Source organism: Paenibacillus sp. plas6 (assembly GCF_057221655.1).
Window position 1 is genome coordinate 4,146,886 of the sequence record NZ_CM170151.1, and the last position, 18,618, is coordinate 4,165,503.

Sequence of the window (18,618 nt, forward strand, 5' to 3'; positions counted from 1 at the left end):
CATGGTTGATGTTTTATCTCAGAATGAGATTGACGCTTTGCTTGCGGCCTTATCATCTGGTGAGATGGACGCGGAAGAATTAAAGAAGGAAGAACCGACAAAGAAAATTAGTGTATACGATTTTAAGCGTGCGGTACGCTTTTCCAAGGATCATATTCGTAGCTTAACTCGAATTCATGAAAACTTTGCTCGCTATCTGACAACTTACTTTTCTGCACAGCTAAGAACATTTGTGCAAATTAACGTAGTTGATGTTGAGCAATTGCCTTATGATGAATTTATTCGTTCGATTCCAAAGATGACAATTTTAAATCTCTTTGAAGCCGAGCCTCTTGAAGGACGAATGGTGCTTGAAGTAAACCCTAATGTTGCTTTTGCCATGTTAGATCGCTTACTCGGCGGTCCTGGAGCAGCACCTTCTAAGATGAATGCGTTGACTGAGATTGAAACCAACATTTTAGAAAGAGTATTTGCTAGAGCGTTTGATAGTCTCCAAGAGGCATGGAAGACTATCATGGATATTAAGCCAAAGCTAGAAGGCTTAGAAACAAATCCTCAATTTATGCAAATTGTTTCTCCTAATGAAACGATTGCTTTGATTTCCTTCAGTACAAAAATAGGAGATACAACTGGGATGATCAACTTATGTATTCCGCACGTTGTACTGGAGCCAATTATGCCAAGACTGTCTGTTCATCATTGGTTTGTTTCTCAGAAAAAAGAACGTATACCAGAAGAAGTAGAAATTCTTGAGCAACGTGTTAAAAATACTAAGCTTCCAATTGTTGCTGAGCTTGGTGAAACTACCATCACGATTCAAGAGTTTTTAAGCTTAGCTCAAGGTGATGTGTTATCGTTAAACAAATCTGTTGATGAAGGACTTAAAATAAAGGTAGGAGATAAGTTGAAATTTATTGGAAGTCCCGGATCAATTAAAGATCGCCTAGCGATTCAAATTGATGAGATAGTGAGTGAAGGAGAGGAAGAAGAACATGACGAGTAAGGATTATTTGTCTCAAGAGGAAATTGATGCATTGCTTCGTCAATCCTCCGGCGACTCTGCTGAGGAAGAAAGCTTGCCTGTTCCAGCAGGCGGCGGAGAAGTATTAGAAGACTACCTTTCTTCACTTGAGCAGGATGCACTAGGGGAAATCGGAAACATCACATTTGGTAGTGCTGCTACAGCGTTATCTACTTTGCTTGGTAAAAAAGTAGATATAACCACACCATCTGTTTCACTAGTTAGAAAAAGTGAACTAGCGACTGTGTTTCCAAAGCCACATGTAGCAGTAAGCGTTCAATATGTAGATGGCTTTGAAGGAATTAACTCCCTCGTCATTCGTACCAATGATGCACAAGTTATAGCTGACCTAATGCTTGGCGGAGAAGGTAATGTAACTGAACAAGAATTGAATGAAATTCATATTTCTGCGGTACAGGAAGCAATGAATCAGATGATGGGTTCTTCAGCTACTTCGATGTCTACCATTTTTAATCGCTTAGTTAACATCTCTCCACCAGGAATTAATATTCTTGATGTAGAGTCAGGCGATGGAGTTGATCATTTACCACCTGATGATGTCATGATTAAAGTATCTTTTCATCTGACAATTGGTGATTTGATAGATTCAACAATTCTTCAACTATTGCCAATTTCATTTGCTAAGCAAATGGTTGCGACATTAATGGGAACTGAAGCAGAAGCTCCTGCGGCGCTGGAAGCACCACAACCACAGCCAACAGCTTCTCAACCAGCTCCTGTACAAGCTCCTGTAACGCCTGTACAAGAGCCTGTAGTACAACAACCCGTACAACCTACTATGCCGCCTAATGTGCCGCCAGCGGGATATTATCCGCCTCAACAAGGGGGGTATGGTCAACCTATGGATTATCAGCAGCATAGCTATAATACGAATGTAAATCGCAATGTAAATGTACAGCCTGTGCAATTTGCTTCGTTAAATCATGGTCAATATGCTCAAACTGATGGTACAAATCTGAATTTACTACTCGACATACCATTAAAGGTCACTGTAGAATTAGGAAGGACCCAAAAACAAATTAAAGACATACTCGAGTTGTCACAGGGGTCTATCATTGAACTAGATAAACTTGCAGGTGAACCAGTAGATATCCTTGTTAATAACAAGTTAATTGCAAAAGGTGAAGTCGTTGTTATTGATGAGAACTTTGGTGTCCGTGTAACAGATATCGTGAGTCAATGGGACAGAATTCAAAAACTACAATAAGAGATTTCTAGGAGGAAGAAAAAACAATGGCTAATCGTATTTTGATTGTTGATGACGCTGCATTTATGCGAATGATGATTCGTGATATTTTAACGAAAAATGGGTATGAAGTTGTTGGTGAGGCACCAGACGGTTCACAAGCAGTAGAAAAATTTAAAGAACTAAAGCCTGACCTTATTACTATGGACATCACAATGCCGGAAATGGACGGTATTACAGCACTAAAAGAGATTCGTAAATTGGATCCTAATGCAAAAGTGATTATGTGCTCAGCTATGGGTCAACAAGCGATGGTTATCGACGCAATTCAAGCTGGCGCTAAAGACTTTATTGTTAAACCATTCCAAGCTGATCGTGTAATTGAAGCAATTAAGAAAACACTTGGTTAATGAGAGTAGGCGCATAATGCGAAAATTAGCAATTTTAATAATAAGCAGTTGCCTATGTACTTCAATTCCTATGCTCACTGTTGCTGCTTCCAGTAATGGTGAGCTAGGAAATGATTTAACTACAGATTTATCTAATGGAAGCAATGCTTCGCTTCTTCAAACCAATCCGATATGGGACATCGTTAAGGTACTTATTGGACTTGCAGTTGTTATTACACTGCTGATGTTTACAATAAGATGGCTGTCAAGACGAAATCGTTCTTGGTCTAGTCAGCGTGGTTTACGTTCGTTAGGCGGTATTAGCTTGGGTCAAAATAGTTCACTGCAAGTAATCGAAATTGCTGGTCGTTTATATATTGTTGGGGTTGGAGAAAATGTCACATTACTTGATAAAGAAGTTGACCCAGAGCAAGTTGCTATTATTACGCAAGCTCTTGAGCTGCAAGAGCAAAGTAATTTGAGCTTTACTTCAATTAAGCAATTTTTAGCTTCACGCAATAAGATGAACAGTCGCAGTAACAAGGATAGTGTTTCCACTGAGAGCTGGAATGATGTGGGATCATTTGAAGATTTATTACAAGCCAAGCTAGATAAGCAAGCGGAACGTAAGCAACAGCTTGAATCTATCCTTAAGGATAAAAAATAATGAATGGTTGATGGACAATGAAAAAAAAGTGGCTGCTTATTGTACCGCTGATGATCACATTCCTTCTTATAATGGTACCTTATGCATATGCCGAACCGATTCCGGATATATCCATTAACATTGGTAATAGTGATGGGGATGCTCAAGGAACGAGTACACTATCGATTCTATTATTAATCACAGTGTTAAGTGTTGCTCCTGCAATATTAGTTTTAATGACGAGCTTTACGCGAATCGTTATTGTACTAAGCTTTGTGAAAACATCGATGGGAACAAATACAGTTCCGCCTGCACAAGTTCTAGTCGGACTTGCTATGTTTTTAACATTTTTCGTGATGGCACCGACGTTTAGCGAAGTGAACGAGGTAGCGTTGCAGCCTTATATCCAAGGCGAGATTACACAGGAGCAAGCATTTGAGGAAGCGGCGAAGCCCTTGAAGCGTTTCATGATTAATCATACGCGTGAGAAGGATCTAATGTTGTTTATGAATTATACAGGTGAGGATAAACCAGCTACGTATGAGGATATTCCAATTACAACATTAATACCTGCATACGCAATTAGTGAATTAAAAACGGCATTTCAAATGGGATTTATGATTTTTATCCCGTTCTTAATTATTGATATGGTCGTTGCTAGTACATTAATGGCGATGGGGATGATGATGCTTCCACCAATTATGATTTCTTTGCCTTTTAAGATTCTGTTATTTATTCTCGTAGATGGTTGGCACCTAGTTGTAAGATCATTGCTGCTAAGCTTTAGCCCATAAAAATGTTTTAGGAGTGTAGACATTGAGTGCAGAATTTATTCTTGGAATTGCTGGTCAAGCGGTATTTACTGTCCTAAAAGCTTCGGCTCCGATGCTAGTCTTAGCATTAATTACAGGCTTAGCAGTGAGTATCTTTCAGGCAACAACACAAATTCAAGAACAAACGCTTGCGTTTGTCCCAAAAATTGTTGCCGTGTTAGTTTCTGTCATCATTTTTGGTCCATGGATACTTAATACAATTGTTGATTTTACTTATAACATCTTCAGCAATTTGCATAATTACATTGGATAGGCTGTGAATGATATGACAGAAGTTTTTATAGAAGCACTTCCTATTTTTTTGTTAATTTTTTGTCGAGTAACAGCTTTTTTCGTCGTTTCTCCTATCTTTAGTCATAAAAGTGTACCGACGATTTTTAAGATTGGTCTCGGCTTTTTTATTTCTTTATTAGTATTTTCAGTGCAAGGCTTAAATCAAACTCTAGTACTTGATTTACAGTATGTTTTGATGATTTTGCGAGAAGTATTAATTGGCATTATGATGGGCTTTATTGTGCTAATCATGTTTTTAACCGTACAAACAGCTGGCGGTATTAACGATATGCAAATCGGTTTTTCAATGGCTAATATCGTTGACCCGACTTCAGGTGCTACTATGCCTTTGATTGGTAACTTTAAGTATCTTCTGCTGCTAATTATCTTTCTCTCAATGAATGGTCATCATTATTTGCTTGCTGGATTAATGGACAGTTATCTCTATATGCCAATTGAAAATGCTTGGTTTGCTCGTATGGCTGATGGTAGCTTAGCTGAATTTATTACAAATGCAGTTGTATCGAGTTTGGCTATTGGAGTGCAGATAGCATTGCCGATTATGGCTGCTATGTTTTTAACCGATGTGGGATTAGGCTTTTTAGCCAAAACTGCTCCACAGTTTAACGTCTTTGTCATTGGTTTTCCAATCAAAATTATGTTAGGTCTATTTTTGATTGCTTTATTAATGCCAGGTTTAGCAACGATTTTTGAGAAACTATTTTCTATTATGTTCAATACACTTGAGCAAATGTTTGGGATTGTGCAAGGTCCGCCTGCATAGATTGGAGGCAAGTAGTGCGTAAATATCGTTTAGTTCTCGATCTCCAGCTATTTCAAGAGAAGACAGAGAAGGCGACTCCTAAGAAGCGGGGAGATGCTCGTAAAAAAGGGCAAGTTGCGAAGTCACAGGAATTGCCGGCAGCGATTGTGGTTACATTAGCTTTTGCCTCGTTCGCAATGTTAGGTAATTATTACTCAACACATATGACTTCACTGCTTAAAGATTTGTTTGAAAACTGGCTCTTAATGGATGTAACAATTTCAAATTTAGGGGAAGTATTCCAACGAATTTTATTGGAATGTCTACTGCTTTTAGCACCTATTTTTGTAATTGTACTTGTTGCAGGATTTGTATCAAATATTGCTCAATTTGGTTTTTTATTAACTTCTGAATCATTAAAACCAAGCTTAAAGAAATTAAACCCTATTTCAGGATTTAAACGTATTTTTTCTATGAGAAGTTTAGTTGAGTTTGCAAAAAGCTTACTCAAGGTGTCAATTGTTGCAGTGGCAGTTTACACAATAATTAAGAGCGAATGGAACAAAATCTTTGGGCTTGGTATGGAGCCTATAGAATCAGTTGTTTCTTATCTGTCAGCTTTAGTAATTCGTCTTGGAATAACGACTGGCGCTATTTTGATTGTTTTAGCACTTTTTGATTATCTGTATCAGAGATATGAGCATGAAAAAAGCTTAAAAATGTCCAAGCAGGACATTAAGGATGAGTATAAGAGATCTGAAGGGGATCCGTTAACTAAACGAAGAATTCGTGAAAGACAAACGAAAATGGCAATTTCTCGTATGATGCAGGAAGTTCCTAATGCAGATGTTGTCATTACGAACCCAACTCACTTTGCTGTTGCTTTAAAGTATGATGCGTTGAGCATGGAGGCTCCTGTTGTTGTTGCCAAAGGGATGGATCATCTTGCTTTAAGAATTAGAAAAGTAGCTGAAGAGAACAATGTCATAACGATGGAAAATAAGCCATTAGCACGTGCATTATACAGCCAAACTGAAATAGGGGATGCAATTCCACAAGACTTGTTCCAAGCTGTTGCTGAGGTGCTGGCATATGTATATAGAATTAAAGGTAGAGCTAGTAATAAACGATAATTGAGGGAGGGAACATCATGAAGCTAAAAGAGATTATTATAACATGTGGCCTTATCGGTATTATTCTCATGATGATCGTACCGCTCCCTATTATATTAATTGACTTTCTATTAATAGTTAACATTACGGTAGCGATCACTATTTTACTTGTTGCAATGAATACGAAATCAGCACTTGATTTTGCGATATTTCCAGCGATTTTGCTCGTAACAACGCTATTCCGTCTAGCGCTTAGCGTTTCTACTACGCGAAGTATTTTATCAAATGCAGAAGCGGGAGAAGTTATCGAAACATTCGGGCAATGGGTCGGCGGCGGTCAGGTTGCAATCGGCTTTGTCATTTTCCTAATTCTCGTTGTTGTACAATTTATCGTTATTACAAAGGGTTCAGAACGTGTTGCTGAAGTAGCTGCACGCTTTATGCTTGATGCTATGCCTGGTAAACAGATGAGTATTGATGCCGATTTGAACTCCGGATTAATCAATGAACAAGAAGCAAAGGAACGTCGCGCAATTATTTCGCGTGAAGCTGATTTTTATGGAGCAATGGATGGTGCCAGTAAGTTTGTTAAAGGTGATGCCATCGCGACTATTATTATGGTAATCATTAACCTTATTGGCGGTTTTATTATTGGTATGGTTTATTGGGATTTAAGCTTCCAAGAGTCTCTAACCACTTTCTCAATTTTGACGATTGGTGATGGTTTGGTTGCACAAATTCCAGCTCTGTTAATTTCAACATCAGCAGGTTTGATTGTTACTCGTTCTGCTTCTGAGGGCAATCTAGCAGAGGATATTACGACTCAGCTTTTCAAATACCCTAAGCTGTTATATATTGCTGCAGGAGCGCTTGCTCTTTTAGGTTTAACACCAATTGGTATTTTGCGGACTTGGCCTTTTGCTATCTTGCTGGCAGGTGCAGCTTATATGCTAAGTCGTTCGCAACTGAAAAAAGCAGAACAGGATGAGCTGCTTGTGGAAGAACAACAAATTGAAGAAGTTAGAAGTCCAGAAAGTGTGATTAGTCTGCTGCAAGTGGATCCAATCGAATTTGAATTTGGATATGGACTTATTCCGCTTGCTGATACACAGCAAGGCGGAGACTTGTTAGACCGAATTATAATGATTAGGCGACAATGTGCGCTAGAGCTTGGTTTGGTCGTACCAGTTATTCGAATTCGTGACAATATTCAATTAAGACCAAATGAATACGTTATTAGGATTAAAGGTAATACTGTAGCTCGAGGAGAATTGTTACTCAATCACTATTTGGCAATGAGTCCAGGTATAGATGATGAGAATATTCACGGTATTGAGACTACAGAGCCAGCTTTTGGCTTACCAGCGATTTGGATTGACGAGTTAACAAAAGAAAGAGCAGAACTGTCTGGCTATACTGTTGTTGACCCACCATCTGTTGTTGCGACCCATTTAACTGAAATTATTAAGCGTCACGCACATGAATTAATTGGACGTCAGGAAACTAAAGCACTTGTGGAAAATCTTAAGTCTAATTATCCAGCGCTTGTTGACGATTTAATACCTGGTATTTTGTCATTAGGTGACGTGCAAAAAGTATTAACTAAGTTATTGCAAGAAAAAGTATCGATTCGTGATCTCGTAACTATTTTTGAAACGTTAGCAGATTATGGGCAATATACAAAGGATACCGACATTCTTACAGAGTATGTAAGACAAGCGTTATCCCGTCAAATTACTCAACAATACACAGCTAATGGTCAATCATTACGCGTTATAACATTAGGAGCACAGTTAGAAAAGAAAATTTTGGAGTCCGTACAACAAAATGATCAAGGCAGCTATGTATCTTTGGATCCAGTTAGTTCTCAACAGATCTATCAGCGCTTGAATGAGCAAGTAAATCGCTTGCTACAATCTGGTCAACAGCCAATTGTATTGACTTCACCTTCAATACGCATGTATTTAAGACAGATCGTCGCTCGTACAATGCAGGACTTGCCGATCTTATCTTATAGTGAGCTAGAGCCAAATATTGAAGTACAAAGCGTTGGGGTGGTTAACCTGTGAGAGTAAAACGATATGTTGTTGACGAATTGTCCGAGGCAGTACCCCTTATTCGTAATGAGCTAGGTAAAGATGCTGTTATATTAGAGTCAAAAGAAGTTAAAGTAGGCGGCTTTTTAGGGATGTTTCGTAAACGTAAGCTAGAGGTTCTTGCTGCAATAGAACCGAATGCAACAAGTAATAAGCCTAAAAAGGAGAAAAAGCTTACTGAGGATCAAGTTGATCTTGTCATTGAGCAAATATTAAAAGCATCGCAACGTCCTAAGGTACAAGAATCACCAGCAGCTTCTGAAGCAACTGCAGCACAGTCTGTTTCTAATCAGGAAAAAAGTGCTAACGTTTCATCGACAGAGAAGTCTGCTAATCCCAATTTTGCAGCTCGTGTTTATTCAAGTGCTAATGCTGGTCCTAATATTGGTCAAAATGGAGCAGCTAAAGCTGCTAATACACAGCCAAATCCAAATGCTTTAGAACAAGAACAAGCGTTGCATTATAAAAAGGCTCATTCCGATCAGGCTGTTAAAATGACGGCTATCGAGCAGTTTATTGTGGATGAGATTCAAAGCCTAAAGCAAGAAATGCTAAAAATGAGTAAAAAGGGCTTATCTAGCATACAGCTTTCTGACTCGCTCCAAGCACTCAAAAATCGTTTGATCGAGCAGGAAGTTGATAATCAATGGATTGATACAATAATTGAGGAATTTCTGGAAAAAGAGCAAAACGGCAGTAATCCATTATCGGCTGAAGAACTTTGGCAGCTAGCAAAGGCGAGGTTTTATGAATGGCTTGCACCATATCAGCATGGAAACCTTTTGTCTACGACGAGATTTGTTCAGTTTGTTGGACCAACCGGTGTTGGGAAAACGACAACGATCGCTAAGTTAGCTGCAAATTACAGTATTAAGGAACAGAAAAAGTTAGGATTAATTACAGCGGATACTTATCGGATCGCAGCAGTTGAACAATTGCGCACTTATGCGAATATATTAAATATTCCTTTAGAGGTTGTTTTTTCTCCGCTTGAGCTTGAACGAGCGATAACCTCACTTGATAATGCAGAGCTGATTTTAATGGATACTGCAGGTCGCAATTACAAAAGCGATTTGTTTGTATCAGAAGTAAATAGTTTACTGCCTAATGATGAGCATAGTGAATCTGTGTTAGTTATTAGTTTAACTAGTAGAACTGCTGATATGAAAATCGTTGCAGAAAAATTCAGCAAGTATGGTGTCAGAAAGGTTGTTTTTACTAAGTTAGATGAAACAAGCAGTTACGGAATTATTTTCAACTTGATTATGTTATACGGCTTAACTCCTTTGTTTGTGACAAGCGGTCAAAATGTACCAGATGATATTAAGGCATTTAATTTAGAGAAGTATATTGATTTAATGCTAGGAGAGCCACAACATGTATGACCAAGCCGAGGCTTTACGCAAGCTAGTACAACAAAATACCGAACGTCAACATCGAAGGAATACTAAGCTTATATCAATTACAAGTGGAAAAGGCGGAGTTGGGAAATCTAATTTCAGCTTAAATTTTGCGCTTGCTCTGCAACGATTAGGAAGAAGTGTGCTTTTGATTGATGCAGACTTTGGCATGGCGAATATAGATGTGTTAATGGGGGCAAACGCCCATTACAATCTATATCATCTAGTAAAAAATGAAAAAAATGTTTGGGAGATTATTAGTGTCGGACCAGATGGCTTAAATTTTATAGCAGGTGGTTCTGGATTTTTAGATTTGGTTCGACTTTCTGATGAGGAGATTAAACGGTTTTGTAATGAAATTATTAAACTGCAAACGCAATATGATTTCATTATTTTTGATACTGGAGCCGGGCTGTCTAAAGAGGCAGTTCAGTTTATTACAGCTTCTGATGAAACGATTGTTGTTACTACTCCTGAGCCTACTTCTATTACAGATGCATATGCGCTAATAAAAATGGTCTACTCTGTCGAAGAAAAAACTTCTTTTAGATTGGTTGTAAATCGCATTAGTGATCGAATGGAAGGAATTAGAACAGCTAATAATGTTGCTAGCGCTACCAAGCGTTTTTTGGATATTGATATCCCAACAATGGGATTTATTTTTGACGACATACATGTATCTAAATCTGTGAAAAAGCAAGTGCCGTTACTACTGTTATTTCCGGACTGTGAAGCCTCTAAATCTATTAATGGTATTGCTCAGCAATATCTTAATCTTCCAGTCACCAGTACTTCCAATGGTATAAAAGGATTTCTACATAAATTTTTTAAGCTAACAAGATAATCCTGAGTAGGGAGGCAAAATTATGGAACGGTATCGTGTATTGGTAGTAGATGATTCAGCATTTATGAGAAAGATAATAACGGATCTAATAGAACGTGATCCTAAATTCTCAGTAGTAGGTACTGCTGAAAATGGATTAGATGCTGTGATGTGTATAGACCAAACAAAACCTGACGTCATAACGCTAGATTTAGAAATGCCTAGAATGAACGGATTAGAGGCGTTACAGCTTATCTTAAAAAAGCATAAGCTGCCTGTCATTATGTTATCTGGCATTAGTGAAGCAAATACGAAAGACACGATTAAAGCTTTGCAATATGGCGCATTTGACTTTATTCGGAAGCCTACCATGGTAGGAGCGAAGGCACAGGATATACACGCGGTTGGAGAAATTCTACTAGATAAGTTGAGAATTGCGGTACTTACACGTCGCAAATTTATAGCGCCGAAGCCAATTGTGCCCAAAATTCAAAAAAGTAGTAATTTACTTGACAATTTAGAGAAAAATGAACCGCTACTCCCAAAAAATGATAAAATAAAAGCAAATCAAAAATTGTCGAAATCTTCTTCTCAAACTATCAAATCCCAAATTGAAGAAAAAGATACGACTAAAAAAGTAAGTAAGAAGCCGAAGCCGGTGCAACAAACAGTTGTTACGAAAAATCCGATTGTTTACAACAAGTCAACGGATGAACGTGCTGCACCAGCTGGAACAGAAAGTAAAAATGCAAGATTAAGCAGTCAAGTAACATCAATCGTAGCTATTGGTACATCAACTGGTGGTCCAAGAGCATTGCATGAAGTTATTTGTAGCTTGCCTAAAGATTTTCCGGCTCCGCTCGTCATCGTTCAGCATATGCCCCCGCGCTTTACGAAGTCGTTGGCTCAGCGACTTGATAGTTTAAGTCAACTTGACGTGTATGAGGCAGAGGAAGGTATGAAGCTAGAAAATGGTAAAGCTTATATAGCACCAGGCGGCAAGCATATGAAAGTTACTCGTCAGCATGGACAATATAAGATTGCTTTAAGTGATGAACCATCCGTTAATGGTCACCGTCCATCAGTAGATGTGCTATTTGAATCATTACTAGATGTACCAGAGCTTGAGCGACATATAGTTCTTATGACCGGTATGGGTAGCGATGGGGCACAAGGTATGAAAAAGCTTGCTGATCAAGGTGTTGCTTCTACAATAGCTGAAGCCGAGGAAAGCTGTATTGTTTTTGGTATGCCAAGGTCTGCTATAGAGCTGGGAGCTGCTAACACAGTAATACCATTAACACAGATTGCTCCAGAATTAATAAGAGTTTTAACCCACTAAGAGCAATACAACTAATAGGAGGTGTCATGTTATGGATATGAATGCTTATCTTTCAATGTTTATTGACGAATCACATGATCATCTACAGGCACTTAATGACAATCTAATGAGACTAGAAAGTGCACCTGATGATATTTCAATCGTGCAGGATATTTTCCGCTCTGCCCATACACTTAAAGGGATGTCTGCAACGATGGGCTTTGAGGACTTAGCATCGTTAACCCATGAGATGGAAAATGTACTAGACCTAGTGCGTAATGAAAAACTAAGTATGGATGATTTTATTTTTGACACATTGTTTAAAGGTCTAGATGCACTAGAATCAATGGTAGAGGATGTCGTTCAGGGTGGTACTGGTAAGCTAGATGTTTCTGCGATTGTAGCCAATCTTACAAGTATTGTCAAAGGTGAGCATAAAAATGGCGGTGTTGGAACAGTTACTCCTGCAGCAGTAACTAAAACTAATTCTAGCTCTGATACAGGAATGCTTGATCAATATCAATCTTCTGTATTAAAGCAATCTATCGAAAGCGGCTTACAAGTATTTTATATTAAGGTTACTTTAACAGAAACCTGTGTCTTGAAAGCTGCTCGTTCATATATGGTATTTGAGGTGCTAGAAAATTCTGGCGAAGTAGTAAAATCAGATCCTTCTGTTGAAGATTTGGAACAAGAAAAGTTTGATCGCTCATTTACTGTATTTACAATTAGTTCAATTAGTCAAGAAGAATTGGTTGATAGAATTAATAGAATTTCAGAAATTGAATCAGTAGAGGTTCTACCGCTTGACGAGGAGTCCCTTGCTAACCTTGCAAGTACTGGTCAGCAGCAAGCAGCAGCCGCAGCGGCAGCTCCAGCAGCAAAGCCTGCTGAAGGTAACAAAGCTAGTGCCGACGCAGCAAAAGCTCCTGCAAAAGCAGCTGCCAAATCAAATGGTGCACCAGTAGCTAACCGCACAATCCGTGTCGATATTGAACGTCTTGATTCATTAATGAACCTTTTCAGTGAAATGTTAATCGATCGTGTGCGCTTAGAGCAGCTTGCTAGCGAAATAAAACGTCAGGATTTGATAGAAACTGTCGAGCATATGGCACGTGTAAGTTCCGACTTGCAAAATATCGTCTTGAAGCTGCGAATGGTGCCTGTCGACACAGTATTTAACCGATTCCCGCGTATGGTTCGTGACCTAGCTAAGTCATTAGATAAAAAAATCGACCTTATTATTACAGGTGCTGACACAGAACTTGACAGAACCGTTATTGATGAAATTGGTGACCCGCTTGTCCATTTGCTGCGTAACTCCGTTGACCACGGTATCGAAACGATTAGTGATCGGATTGCTGCGGGTAAACCGGAAACAGGTACTGTTTACTTACGTGCCTTCCATAGCGGAAACCATGTATTTATTGAAGTTGAAGAAGATGGCCGCGGAATTAACACGCAAAAAGTGCTTGAAAAGGCTATTAGTAAAGGAATTGTTAAGCCGGAAGAAGCTAGCAAATTGTCCACTGATGAAATCAATTCTCTAATTTTCGCACCGGGCTTTAGTACAGCTGAAGTTATTTCTGATATTTCTGGTCGCGGCGTAGGTCTTGATGTTGTACGTACAAAAATTACGTCTCTTGGTGGAAATGTTTCAGTAACTTCAGTTCAAGGAAAAGGTACGAAATTCTCTGTACAGCTTCCATTAACATTGTCCATTATTTCTGCGATGTTAATTAAGCTTGGCGATGAAAAATATGCGATTCCGTTATCTTCGATTGTGGAAACTGCAATTATTCAGCGTTCGAATATTCTAAATGTACATGGCAGTCCAATGGTCAAATTTAGAAATGCTGTTATTCCAATTATTTCACTTTCTACTTTATTTGATTCTCCTAGCTTTAGTGAAGAGAATGAAGACGAACATGAAATTATCGTAATTCAAAAAGGCGATAAATGGGCGGCACTTATTATTGATGAGTTTATAGGTCAAAGTGATATCGTCTTGAAGTCACTAGGCAAGTATTTAACAAATATTGCAGGCATATCTGGTGCTACCATCTTAGGGGATGGTCAAGTAGCGCTAATTATTGATCCAAATGCTTTAATTAAATAAGGAGGGGTTAACATGAGTGAAGAATTAAAAGTAATCGTTTTTGGACTAGGCAGTGAGGAATATGGCATCGAAGTAGATAAAGTTCGTACGATTGAGAGAATGTCTCCTATTACACGCGTACCTAAAACACCTTCTTTTATCAAAGGAGTTATTAATTTGCGCGGAGTAGTTGTGCCTGTTATTAATTTGAGTGGTCGTTTTAATTTGCCAGAAACTGAAGTGACTGAGCATACTCGTATCATAGTTGTTGCTGTTAATGATATGGAGGTAGGCTTTATCGTAGATTCTGCAAATGATGTAATTGATATTAACAAAGATATTATTGATACTCCACCTGAAATTGTAGGTGGTATTCAAGCTAAATATTTAGATGGAATTGCAAAAATCGGCGAAGATCGATTATTGATTATGTTGAATCTTTCTGAGGTGCTTAATAAATCAGAAATTATTCAATTAGAGCAATTAGAGGTGTAAACATTGACCAACTTTAACCGGTTTAAAGCTTTTGAATTTGATGTTTTGAAAGAAATCGGTAATATTGGAGCGGGAAACGCAGCAACTGCTTTGTCTACACTTCTTAATAAACCTGTCGATATGTCTGTTCCAAGTGTGAGGATATTGCCATTTGAACAAGTTGCAGAAAAAGTTGGAGGCTTCGAGCAAATCGTCATTGCCGTTTTCTTGCGAGTAGAAGGCGATACGCCAGGTAATATGTTTTTTATTATGCAGGAGCATTATGCTGAAAAGCTAATGAAGGAATTGTTGCCAGGGGAGCATAAAAATGATGGAACATATACGGAGCTTGAAATGTCAACGCTTTGTGAGATTGGAAATATTCTTGCAGGCTCCTATCTTTCTTCACTTGCAGATTTTACCAAGCTGCAAATGCAACCCTCCGTTCCTGTAGTATCGCATGACATGGCTGGAGCAATTTTAAGCTATGGAATTATCCAATATGGAGAAATGGGCGATTCTGCACTGCTTATTGAAACAAGTTTTCTTGAGGACTGTGAGACAGTTGAGGGCCATTTTTTCTTAATTCCAGATCCGAACTCATTTGAAACGATTTTTAAAGCCTTAGGAGTAGAAATCGATGATAAGTGAGAAGATGATCAAAGTTGGAATGGCAGACCTCAATACTGGAACAAACGGCGAGGTTCTTAAAACAACTGGGCTTGGTTCTTGTGTAGGAGTATCACTATTTGATCCAATTGTGAAGATTGCTGGATTAGCACATGTTATGCTTCCTTCTTCATCAATTGCGAGAGAAACTCCAATTAATGTTGCCAAATATGCTGATACCGCTATTCCTGAACTAATTGAACGAATGATTGCGTTAGGCGCAAACATTCGTTCAATACAGGCTAAGTTAGCTGGAGGAGCTCAGATGTTTACTTTACCTGGTCAAACTGATTCATTGCGAATTGGTCCAAGAAATGTTGAATCGTGTATTTCCATGTTAGAGCATTATAAAATTCCGTTGATTTCACAAGATACTGGTGGGAACTATGGACGAACAATCGAATTAAGTTCAGAGAATGGAATACTAACCATTCGCAGTGTGCAAAAAGGTGTAAAGGAGATCTAAAATGTATGGAAGCTGGCGCTGGAATGTAAGTTTCGGGTTGTTTGGCTTAGTGTTAATTTTCTTATTAGGGTTAGTCAATAATCCTTGGGAAATTTCACTATTACGAGGTGGATACTCGTTTCTATTGTTTTTCATACTTGCCTATGGTGTACGTTACATTATAGGCAGTTTAATTAACAATCACTCAGCTAAAGCTGAAGTCAATGCGGATGCAAACGAGCAATTATCAGGCTCTAATATTGATTTTGTTACACCTGATGGTGAAGAGGATTTAAGTTCGATATTGCGTGAGCAAATGGTACAAACTAAACCAGAAGTAAATGAATCGAGCAATATTGAGGACGATAAATCGTCTCAATTTCAACCATTAAAACCTAAGAAACTTGTAACTACTGATAAATTGCAAGCAGAAGACCTGACTAGAGCAGTACGTCACCTAACAGGAGAGTGAACCGATGAAAGAGCAAAAAGTACCTCACCTGACTTCTATGGATTTATGGCGAGCATGGCGCGAACATGGTGATTTAAATGCTAAAAAGGATCTTATTGAAAAATATTTATTGCTAGTGGATTATGTTACTAATCGAATGTCGATTGGATTACCTAAAAATGTTTCAAAAGAAGATTTGGCAAGTCATGGCGTCATTGGTTTAATTGACGCCATTGAAAAATTTGATTATTTACGTGGTTTACAGTTTGAAACCTATGCTTCATGGCGAATTCGCGGAGCGATTATTGACGGGTTACGCCAAGGTGACTGGGTACCACGCTCGGTTCGCGAAAAAGCCAAAAAGGTCGATGAAGCCTATCAGGTGCTAGAACAGCGATATATGAGATCGGTCACTGATGCTGAAATATGTGAATATCTTGATATTACAGAAAAAGATTTTGCGAATATTATACAGGACATCTCTTTATCAACTGTGTTTTCATTAGAGGAACCATTACGTGAGGAAGAAGCAGAGACACGTATGTCTCTTTTAATAGATCAGTCAGCAAAAAGGCCTGAGTCAACTGTTGATGATGTGTTTTTAAAGTCAAGCCTAGAAAAAGGGATTGACCGATTAACGGAGAAGGAACGTACAGTAATTTCTTTGTTTTATTATGAGGATTTGAGCTTAAGTGAAATTGCTGAAGTAATGCAACTATCCCCTTCGCGAATTTCTCAGCTTCATTCTAAAGCTATTCAACGTTTACGAGGAGTTTTAGAGCAGCATAAAGCAGAATTATTTCAATGACTATTATTAGGAGGTGTAGGTATGGACAATGAAAAACTTGATTCCAGTGTTATTCTTGAGGTTTCTACCGATAAACTGTCTGCCTGGTTGAGTTTTAAAACCATTTATGATGATGAAAATTATGCACCGCAAGAGCTGGAACAATTTATTAAATCAAAAGGAATTGTCCATGGAATACTGCACGACAATCTTTCCTTAATATGTAATAGACCTATATTATATATGAATAAGAAAATTGAAATAGCTAAAGGTACTGCTGCAAGTAAAGGTGAGGACGGCTATGTTCAATTCGTTGATGTAAACAAAAAGCAAAATCTGGAGCAAAGTGAACGCGACGTTATCGATTTTAAGCAAGTGACACAGCTTGATAACGTTGTGCGCGGCCAATTAATTGCTCAGCTTGTACCGCCCCAAATCGGAAAACCAGGGATGGACATTTATGGTGACGTCATCCCTGGTGTATTAGGAAAGCCTGCTCGATTTAAAGTGGGTAAAAATGTTGTTGTTAATAATGATGGAAACACCCTCTATTCAGCTATTGATGGACTAATATCGATTACTGAAAAAGATAAAATTAATGTTTTTCCCGTTTATGAAGTAAAAGGCGATGTTGATTATCGAGTTGGAAACGTTGACTTTGTAGGTACAGTAGTTATTAGCGGTAATGTGTTAACAGGATTTAAAGTTAATGCAGGTGGAGACATTCGCATCGTAGGTGGAGTGGAAGGCGCTGATTTAATTGCTGCTGGTTCGATTGAGATTACTGGCGGGATTATGGCTTCTGGAAAAGGTCACATCAAAGCAGCAAAAGATATTAAATGCTCATTTATCCAAGATGCAAATGTTGAAGCTGGCGGCAATGTTACAGTTAGTCAAAGTATACTGCATTCTAATGTGAAAGCGGGTAAAAAAGTAATATGTGATGGCCCTAAAGGCTTAATTGTTGGCGGAAATATTCAAGCGGGAGATGGCGTAATCGCAAAAACAATTGGTAATGCGATGTCCGCTGCAACTTCAATAGAGGTTGGTATTAATCCTACTTTCCGTGACGAGCAAATTAAATTACGAGCAGCTATTAAAGAACATTCTGAAAACTTGGATCGTACAGAGAAGGCTCTAGCAATCCTTGATCAAATGGCTGTATCTGGTAAACTTACACCTGACAGACTAGCAATGCGTCAAAAGCTTTTAGTCACAAAAAAACAAACCGTAGAGCTGTTAAGCGATGCGAAAGAGCAATTGATCGAACTAGAGAAACAGCTTGAAGATGCTGAATCAGCTACAGTTGTCGTTAAAAATCAAGCATTTGGTGGAGTTAAGATTGTTATTGGTCGTTATACACGTTATATTAAAGATACAACAAGCAGAATTGTATTTAAATATGAAAATGGCGAGATCGTAATGATGCCTTATTACTAAGGAAACGATTGGGGTTGAGGAATATGGAAATAAATCCATTAAATCTCCAACTATCCGTACCACGTGCTCCAGAACTGAGTAATCTACAACAGCAAATGATTAATCGTCCAATTACCGAACAAACCATTCTTGAGACTATGGTTGCAAAGGAAACGGAAGAAAAAAGGACACAGACATCGGCAGTTGATGAAGTGGAGAAAGGAATTATCCGCGAGGATGAACGTGATCGAGAAGGCGAATCATCAGAGGGTAAAGGAAAAAAGCAACGAAAGAAAAAGCAAGAGCTTCGTGAACAAGATGGGGTACATCACCCGTATAAAGGACATAACTTAGATATTCGACTTTAATTAGGATGCAAGGCGGGATATTC

The 18,618-nt window shown here is 38.5% G+C and carries 20 protein-coding genes; all 20 read left to right on the plus strand.

What is annotated here, in order from left to right; all coding sequences use genetic code 11:
• Position 1 precedes the first annotated feature (1 nt).
• Positions 2-1,003 carry a flagellar motor switch protein FliM gene (gene fliM, locus AC2TDL_RS18365; RefSeq protein ID WP_484697507.1) on the plus strand — a complete coding sequence of 334 codons (1,002 nt, stop codon included), beginning with the start codon at positions 2-4 and terminating at the stop codon, positions 1,001-1,003.
• Positions 993-2,249, plus strand: a complete 1,257-nt coding sequence (gene fliY / locus AC2TDL_RS18370) for a flagellar motor switch phosphatase FliY (protein WP_484697509.1) — start codon at positions 993-995, stop codon at positions 2,247-2,249. Before fliM ends, fliY begins: the two co-directional genes overlap by 11 nt.
• 26 nt (positions 2,250-2,275) lie before the next feature.
• Complete coding sequence (locus AC2TDL_RS18375; protein ID WP_484697510.1) at positions 2,276-2,638, plus strand: response regulator; 363 nt, start codon at positions 2,276-2,278, stop codon at positions 2,636-2,638.
• A gap of 70 nt (positions 2,639-2,708) precedes the next feature.
• Positions 2,709-3,284, plus strand: a complete 576-nt coding sequence (locus AC2TDL_RS18380) for a flagellar biosynthetic protein FliO (RefSeq protein WP_484697511.1) — start codon at positions 2,709-2,711, stop codon at positions 3,282-3,284.
• A gap of 17 nt (positions 3,285-3,301) precedes the next feature.
• Positions 3,302-4,057 (plus strand): flagellar type III secretion system pore protein FliP, encoded by a 756-nt coding sequence (fliP, locus tag AC2TDL_RS18385; protein WP_484697512.1) that lies wholly within the window; start codon positions 3,302-3,304, stop codon positions 4,055-4,057.
• A gap of 22 nt (positions 4,058-4,079) precedes the next feature.
• On the plus strand, positions 4,080-4,349 hold the full coding sequence (gene fliQ / locus AC2TDL_RS18390; RefSeq protein WP_484697513.1) for a flagellar biosynthesis protein FliQ: 270 nt from the start codon (positions 4,080-4,082) through the stop codon (positions 4,347-4,349).
• 12 nt (positions 4,350-4,361) lie between these two features.
• Entirely contained in the window at positions 4,362-5,153 is a 792-nt protein-coding gene (gene fliR, locus AC2TDL_RS18395; RefSeq protein ID WP_484697514.1) for a flagellar biosynthetic protein FliR, read from the plus strand.
• Positions 5,154-5,167: 14 nt separating this feature from the next.
• Complete coding sequence (flhB, locus tag AC2TDL_RS18400; protein ID WP_484697515.1) at positions 5,168-6,265, plus strand: flagellar biosynthesis protein FlhB; 1,098 nt, start codon at positions 5,168-5,170, stop codon at positions 6,263-6,265.
• A gap of 17 nt (positions 6,266-6,282) precedes the next feature.
• Positions 6,283-8,313, plus strand: coding sequence for a flagellar biosynthesis protein FlhA (gene flhA, locus AC2TDL_RS18405; RefSeq protein WP_484697516.1), 2,031 nt, complete (start codon positions 6,283-6,285; stop codon positions 8,311-8,313).
• Positions 8,310-9,725, plus strand: coding sequence for a flagellar biosynthesis GTPase FlhF (gene flhF, locus AC2TDL_RS18410; RefSeq protein ID WP_484697517.1), 1,416 nt, complete (start codon positions 8,310-8,312; stop codon positions 9,723-9,725). The genes flhA and flhF overlap by 4 nt, the downstream gene beginning before the upstream one ends.
• Positions 9,718-10,584, plus strand: coding sequence for a MinD/ParA family protein (locus tag AC2TDL_RS18415; RefSeq protein ID WP_484697518.1), 867 nt, complete (start codon positions 9,718-9,720; stop codon positions 10,582-10,584). The genes flhF and AC2TDL_RS18415 overlap by 8 nt, the downstream gene beginning before the upstream one ends.
• Before the next feature lie 22 nt (positions 10,585-10,606).
• A complete protein-coding gene (locus tag AC2TDL_RS18420) occupies positions 10,607-11,905 on the plus strand; it encodes a protein-glutamate methylesterase/protein-glutamine glutaminase (RefSeq protein ID WP_484697519.1) in 1,299 nt (432 codons plus the stop codon).
• Between the two features lie 31 nt (positions 11,906-11,936).
• Positions 11,937-14,003 (plus strand): chemotaxis protein CheA, encoded by a 2,067-nt coding sequence (locus AC2TDL_RS18425; RefSeq protein WP_484697520.1) that lies wholly within the window; start codon positions 11,937-11,939, stop codon positions 14,001-14,003.
• A gap of 12 nt (positions 14,004-14,015) precedes the next feature.
• The gene (locus tag AC2TDL_RS18430) at positions 14,016-14,477 is read left to right on the plus strand and encodes a chemotaxis protein CheW (RefSeq protein ID WP_484697521.1); all 462 of its coding nucleotides are present in this window, start codon (positions 14,016-14,018) and stop codon (positions 14,475-14,477) included.
• Between the two features lie 3 nt (positions 14,478-14,480).
• On the plus strand, positions 14,481-15,107 hold the full coding sequence (locus AC2TDL_RS18435) for a chemotaxis protein CheC (RefSeq protein ID WP_484697522.1): 627 nt from the start codon (positions 14,481-14,483) through the stop codon (positions 15,105-15,107).
• Positions 15,097-15,591: a chemotaxis protein CheD gene (locus tag AC2TDL_RS18440; RefSeq protein WP_484697523.1), complete on the plus strand. Its 495-nt coding sequence runs from the start codon at positions 15,097-15,099 to the stop codon at positions 15,589-15,591. Before AC2TDL_RS18435 ends, AC2TDL_RS18440 begins: the two co-directional genes overlap by 11 nt.
• 1 nt (position 15,592) lies before the next feature.
• Entirely contained in the window at positions 15,593-16,042 is a 450-nt protein-coding gene (locus AC2TDL_RS18445) for a hypothetical protein (RefSeq protein ID WP_484697524.1), read from the plus strand.
• Between the two features lie 4 nt (positions 16,043-16,046).
• On the plus strand, positions 16,047-16,829 hold the full coding sequence (locus tag AC2TDL_RS18450) for a FliA/WhiG family RNA polymerase sigma factor (protein WP_484697525.1): 783 nt from the start codon (positions 16,047-16,049) through the stop codon (positions 16,827-16,829).
• A 21-nt stretch (positions 16,830-16,850) separates the two neighbouring features.
• Positions 16,851-18,248, plus strand: coding sequence for a DUF342 domain-containing protein (locus tag AC2TDL_RS18455; protein ID WP_484697526.1), 1,398 nt, complete (start codon positions 16,851-16,853; stop codon positions 18,246-18,248).
• A gap of 23 nt (positions 18,249-18,271) precedes the next feature.
• Positions 18,272-18,595, plus strand: coding sequence for a hypothetical protein (locus AC2TDL_RS18460; RefSeq protein WP_484697527.1), 324 nt, complete (start codon positions 18,272-18,274; stop codon positions 18,593-18,595).
• Positions 18,596-18,618 lie beyond the last annotated feature (23 nt).

What these genes read in the sequence shown, in the direction of transcription:
- fliM (WP_484697507.1), top strand. Translation starts at nt 2, where the DNA reads ATGGTTGATGTTTTATCTCAGAATGAGATTGACGCTTTGCTTGCGGCC.
- fliY (WP_484697509.1), top strand. Translation starts at nt 993, where the DNA reads ATGACGAGTAAGGATTATTTGTCTCAAGAGGAAATTGATGCATTGCTT.
- AC2TDL_RS18375 (WP_484697510.1), top strand. Translation starts at nt 2,276, where the DNA reads ATGGCTAATCGTATTTTGATTGTTGATGACGCTGCATTTATGCGAATG.
- AC2TDL_RS18380 (WP_484697511.1), top strand. Translation starts at nt 2,709, where the DNA reads ATGCTCACTGTTGCTGCTTCCAGTAATGGTGAGCTAGGAAATGATTTA.
- fliP (WP_484697512.1), top strand. Translation starts at nt 3,302, where the DNA reads ATGAAAAAAAAGTGGCTGCTTATTGTACCGCTGATGATCACATTCCTT.
- fliR (WP_484697514.1), top strand. Translation starts at nt 4,362, where the DNA reads ATGACAGAAGTTTTTATAGAAGCACTTCCTATTTTTTTGTTAATTTTT.
- flhA (WP_484697516.1), top strand. Translation starts at nt 6,283, where the DNA reads ATGAAGCTAAAAGAGATTATTATAACATGTGGCCTTATCGGTATTATT.
- AC2TDL_RS18415 (WP_484697518.1), top strand. Translation starts at nt 9,718, where the DNA reads ATGTATGACCAAGCCGAGGCTTTACGCAAGCTAGTACAACAAAATACC.
- AC2TDL_RS18420 (WP_484697519.1), top strand. Translation starts at nt 10,607, where the DNA reads ATGGAACGGTATCGTGTATTGGTAGTAGATGATTCAGCATTTATGAGA.
- AC2TDL_RS18425 (WP_484697520.1), top strand. Translation starts at nt 11,937, where the DNA reads ATGGATATGAATGCTTATCTTTCAATGTTTATTGACGAATCACATGAT.
- AC2TDL_RS18430 (WP_484697521.1), top strand. Translation starts at nt 14,016, where the DNA reads ATGAGTGAAGAATTAAAAGTAATCGTTTTTGGACTAGGCAGTGAGGAA.
- AC2TDL_RS18440 (WP_484697523.1), top strand. Translation starts at nt 15,097, where the DNA reads ATGATAAGTGAGAAGATGATCAAAGTTGGAATGGCAGACCTCAATACT.
- AC2TDL_RS18445 (WP_484697524.1), top strand. Translation starts at nt 15,593, where the DNA reads ATGTATGGAAGCTGGCGCTGGAATGTAAGTTTCGGGTTGTTTGGCTTA.
- AC2TDL_RS18450 (WP_484697525.1), top strand. Translation starts at nt 16,047, where the DNA reads ATGAAAGAGCAAAAAGTACCTCACCTGACTTCTATGGATTTATGGCGA.
- AC2TDL_RS18455 (WP_484697526.1), top strand. Translation starts at nt 16,851, where the DNA reads ATGGACAATGAAAAACTTGATTCCAGTGTTATTCTTGAGGTTTCTACC.
- AC2TDL_RS18460 (WP_484697527.1), top strand. Translation starts at nt 18,272, where the DNA reads ATGGAAATAAATCCATTAAATCTCCAACTATCCGTACCACGTGCTCCA.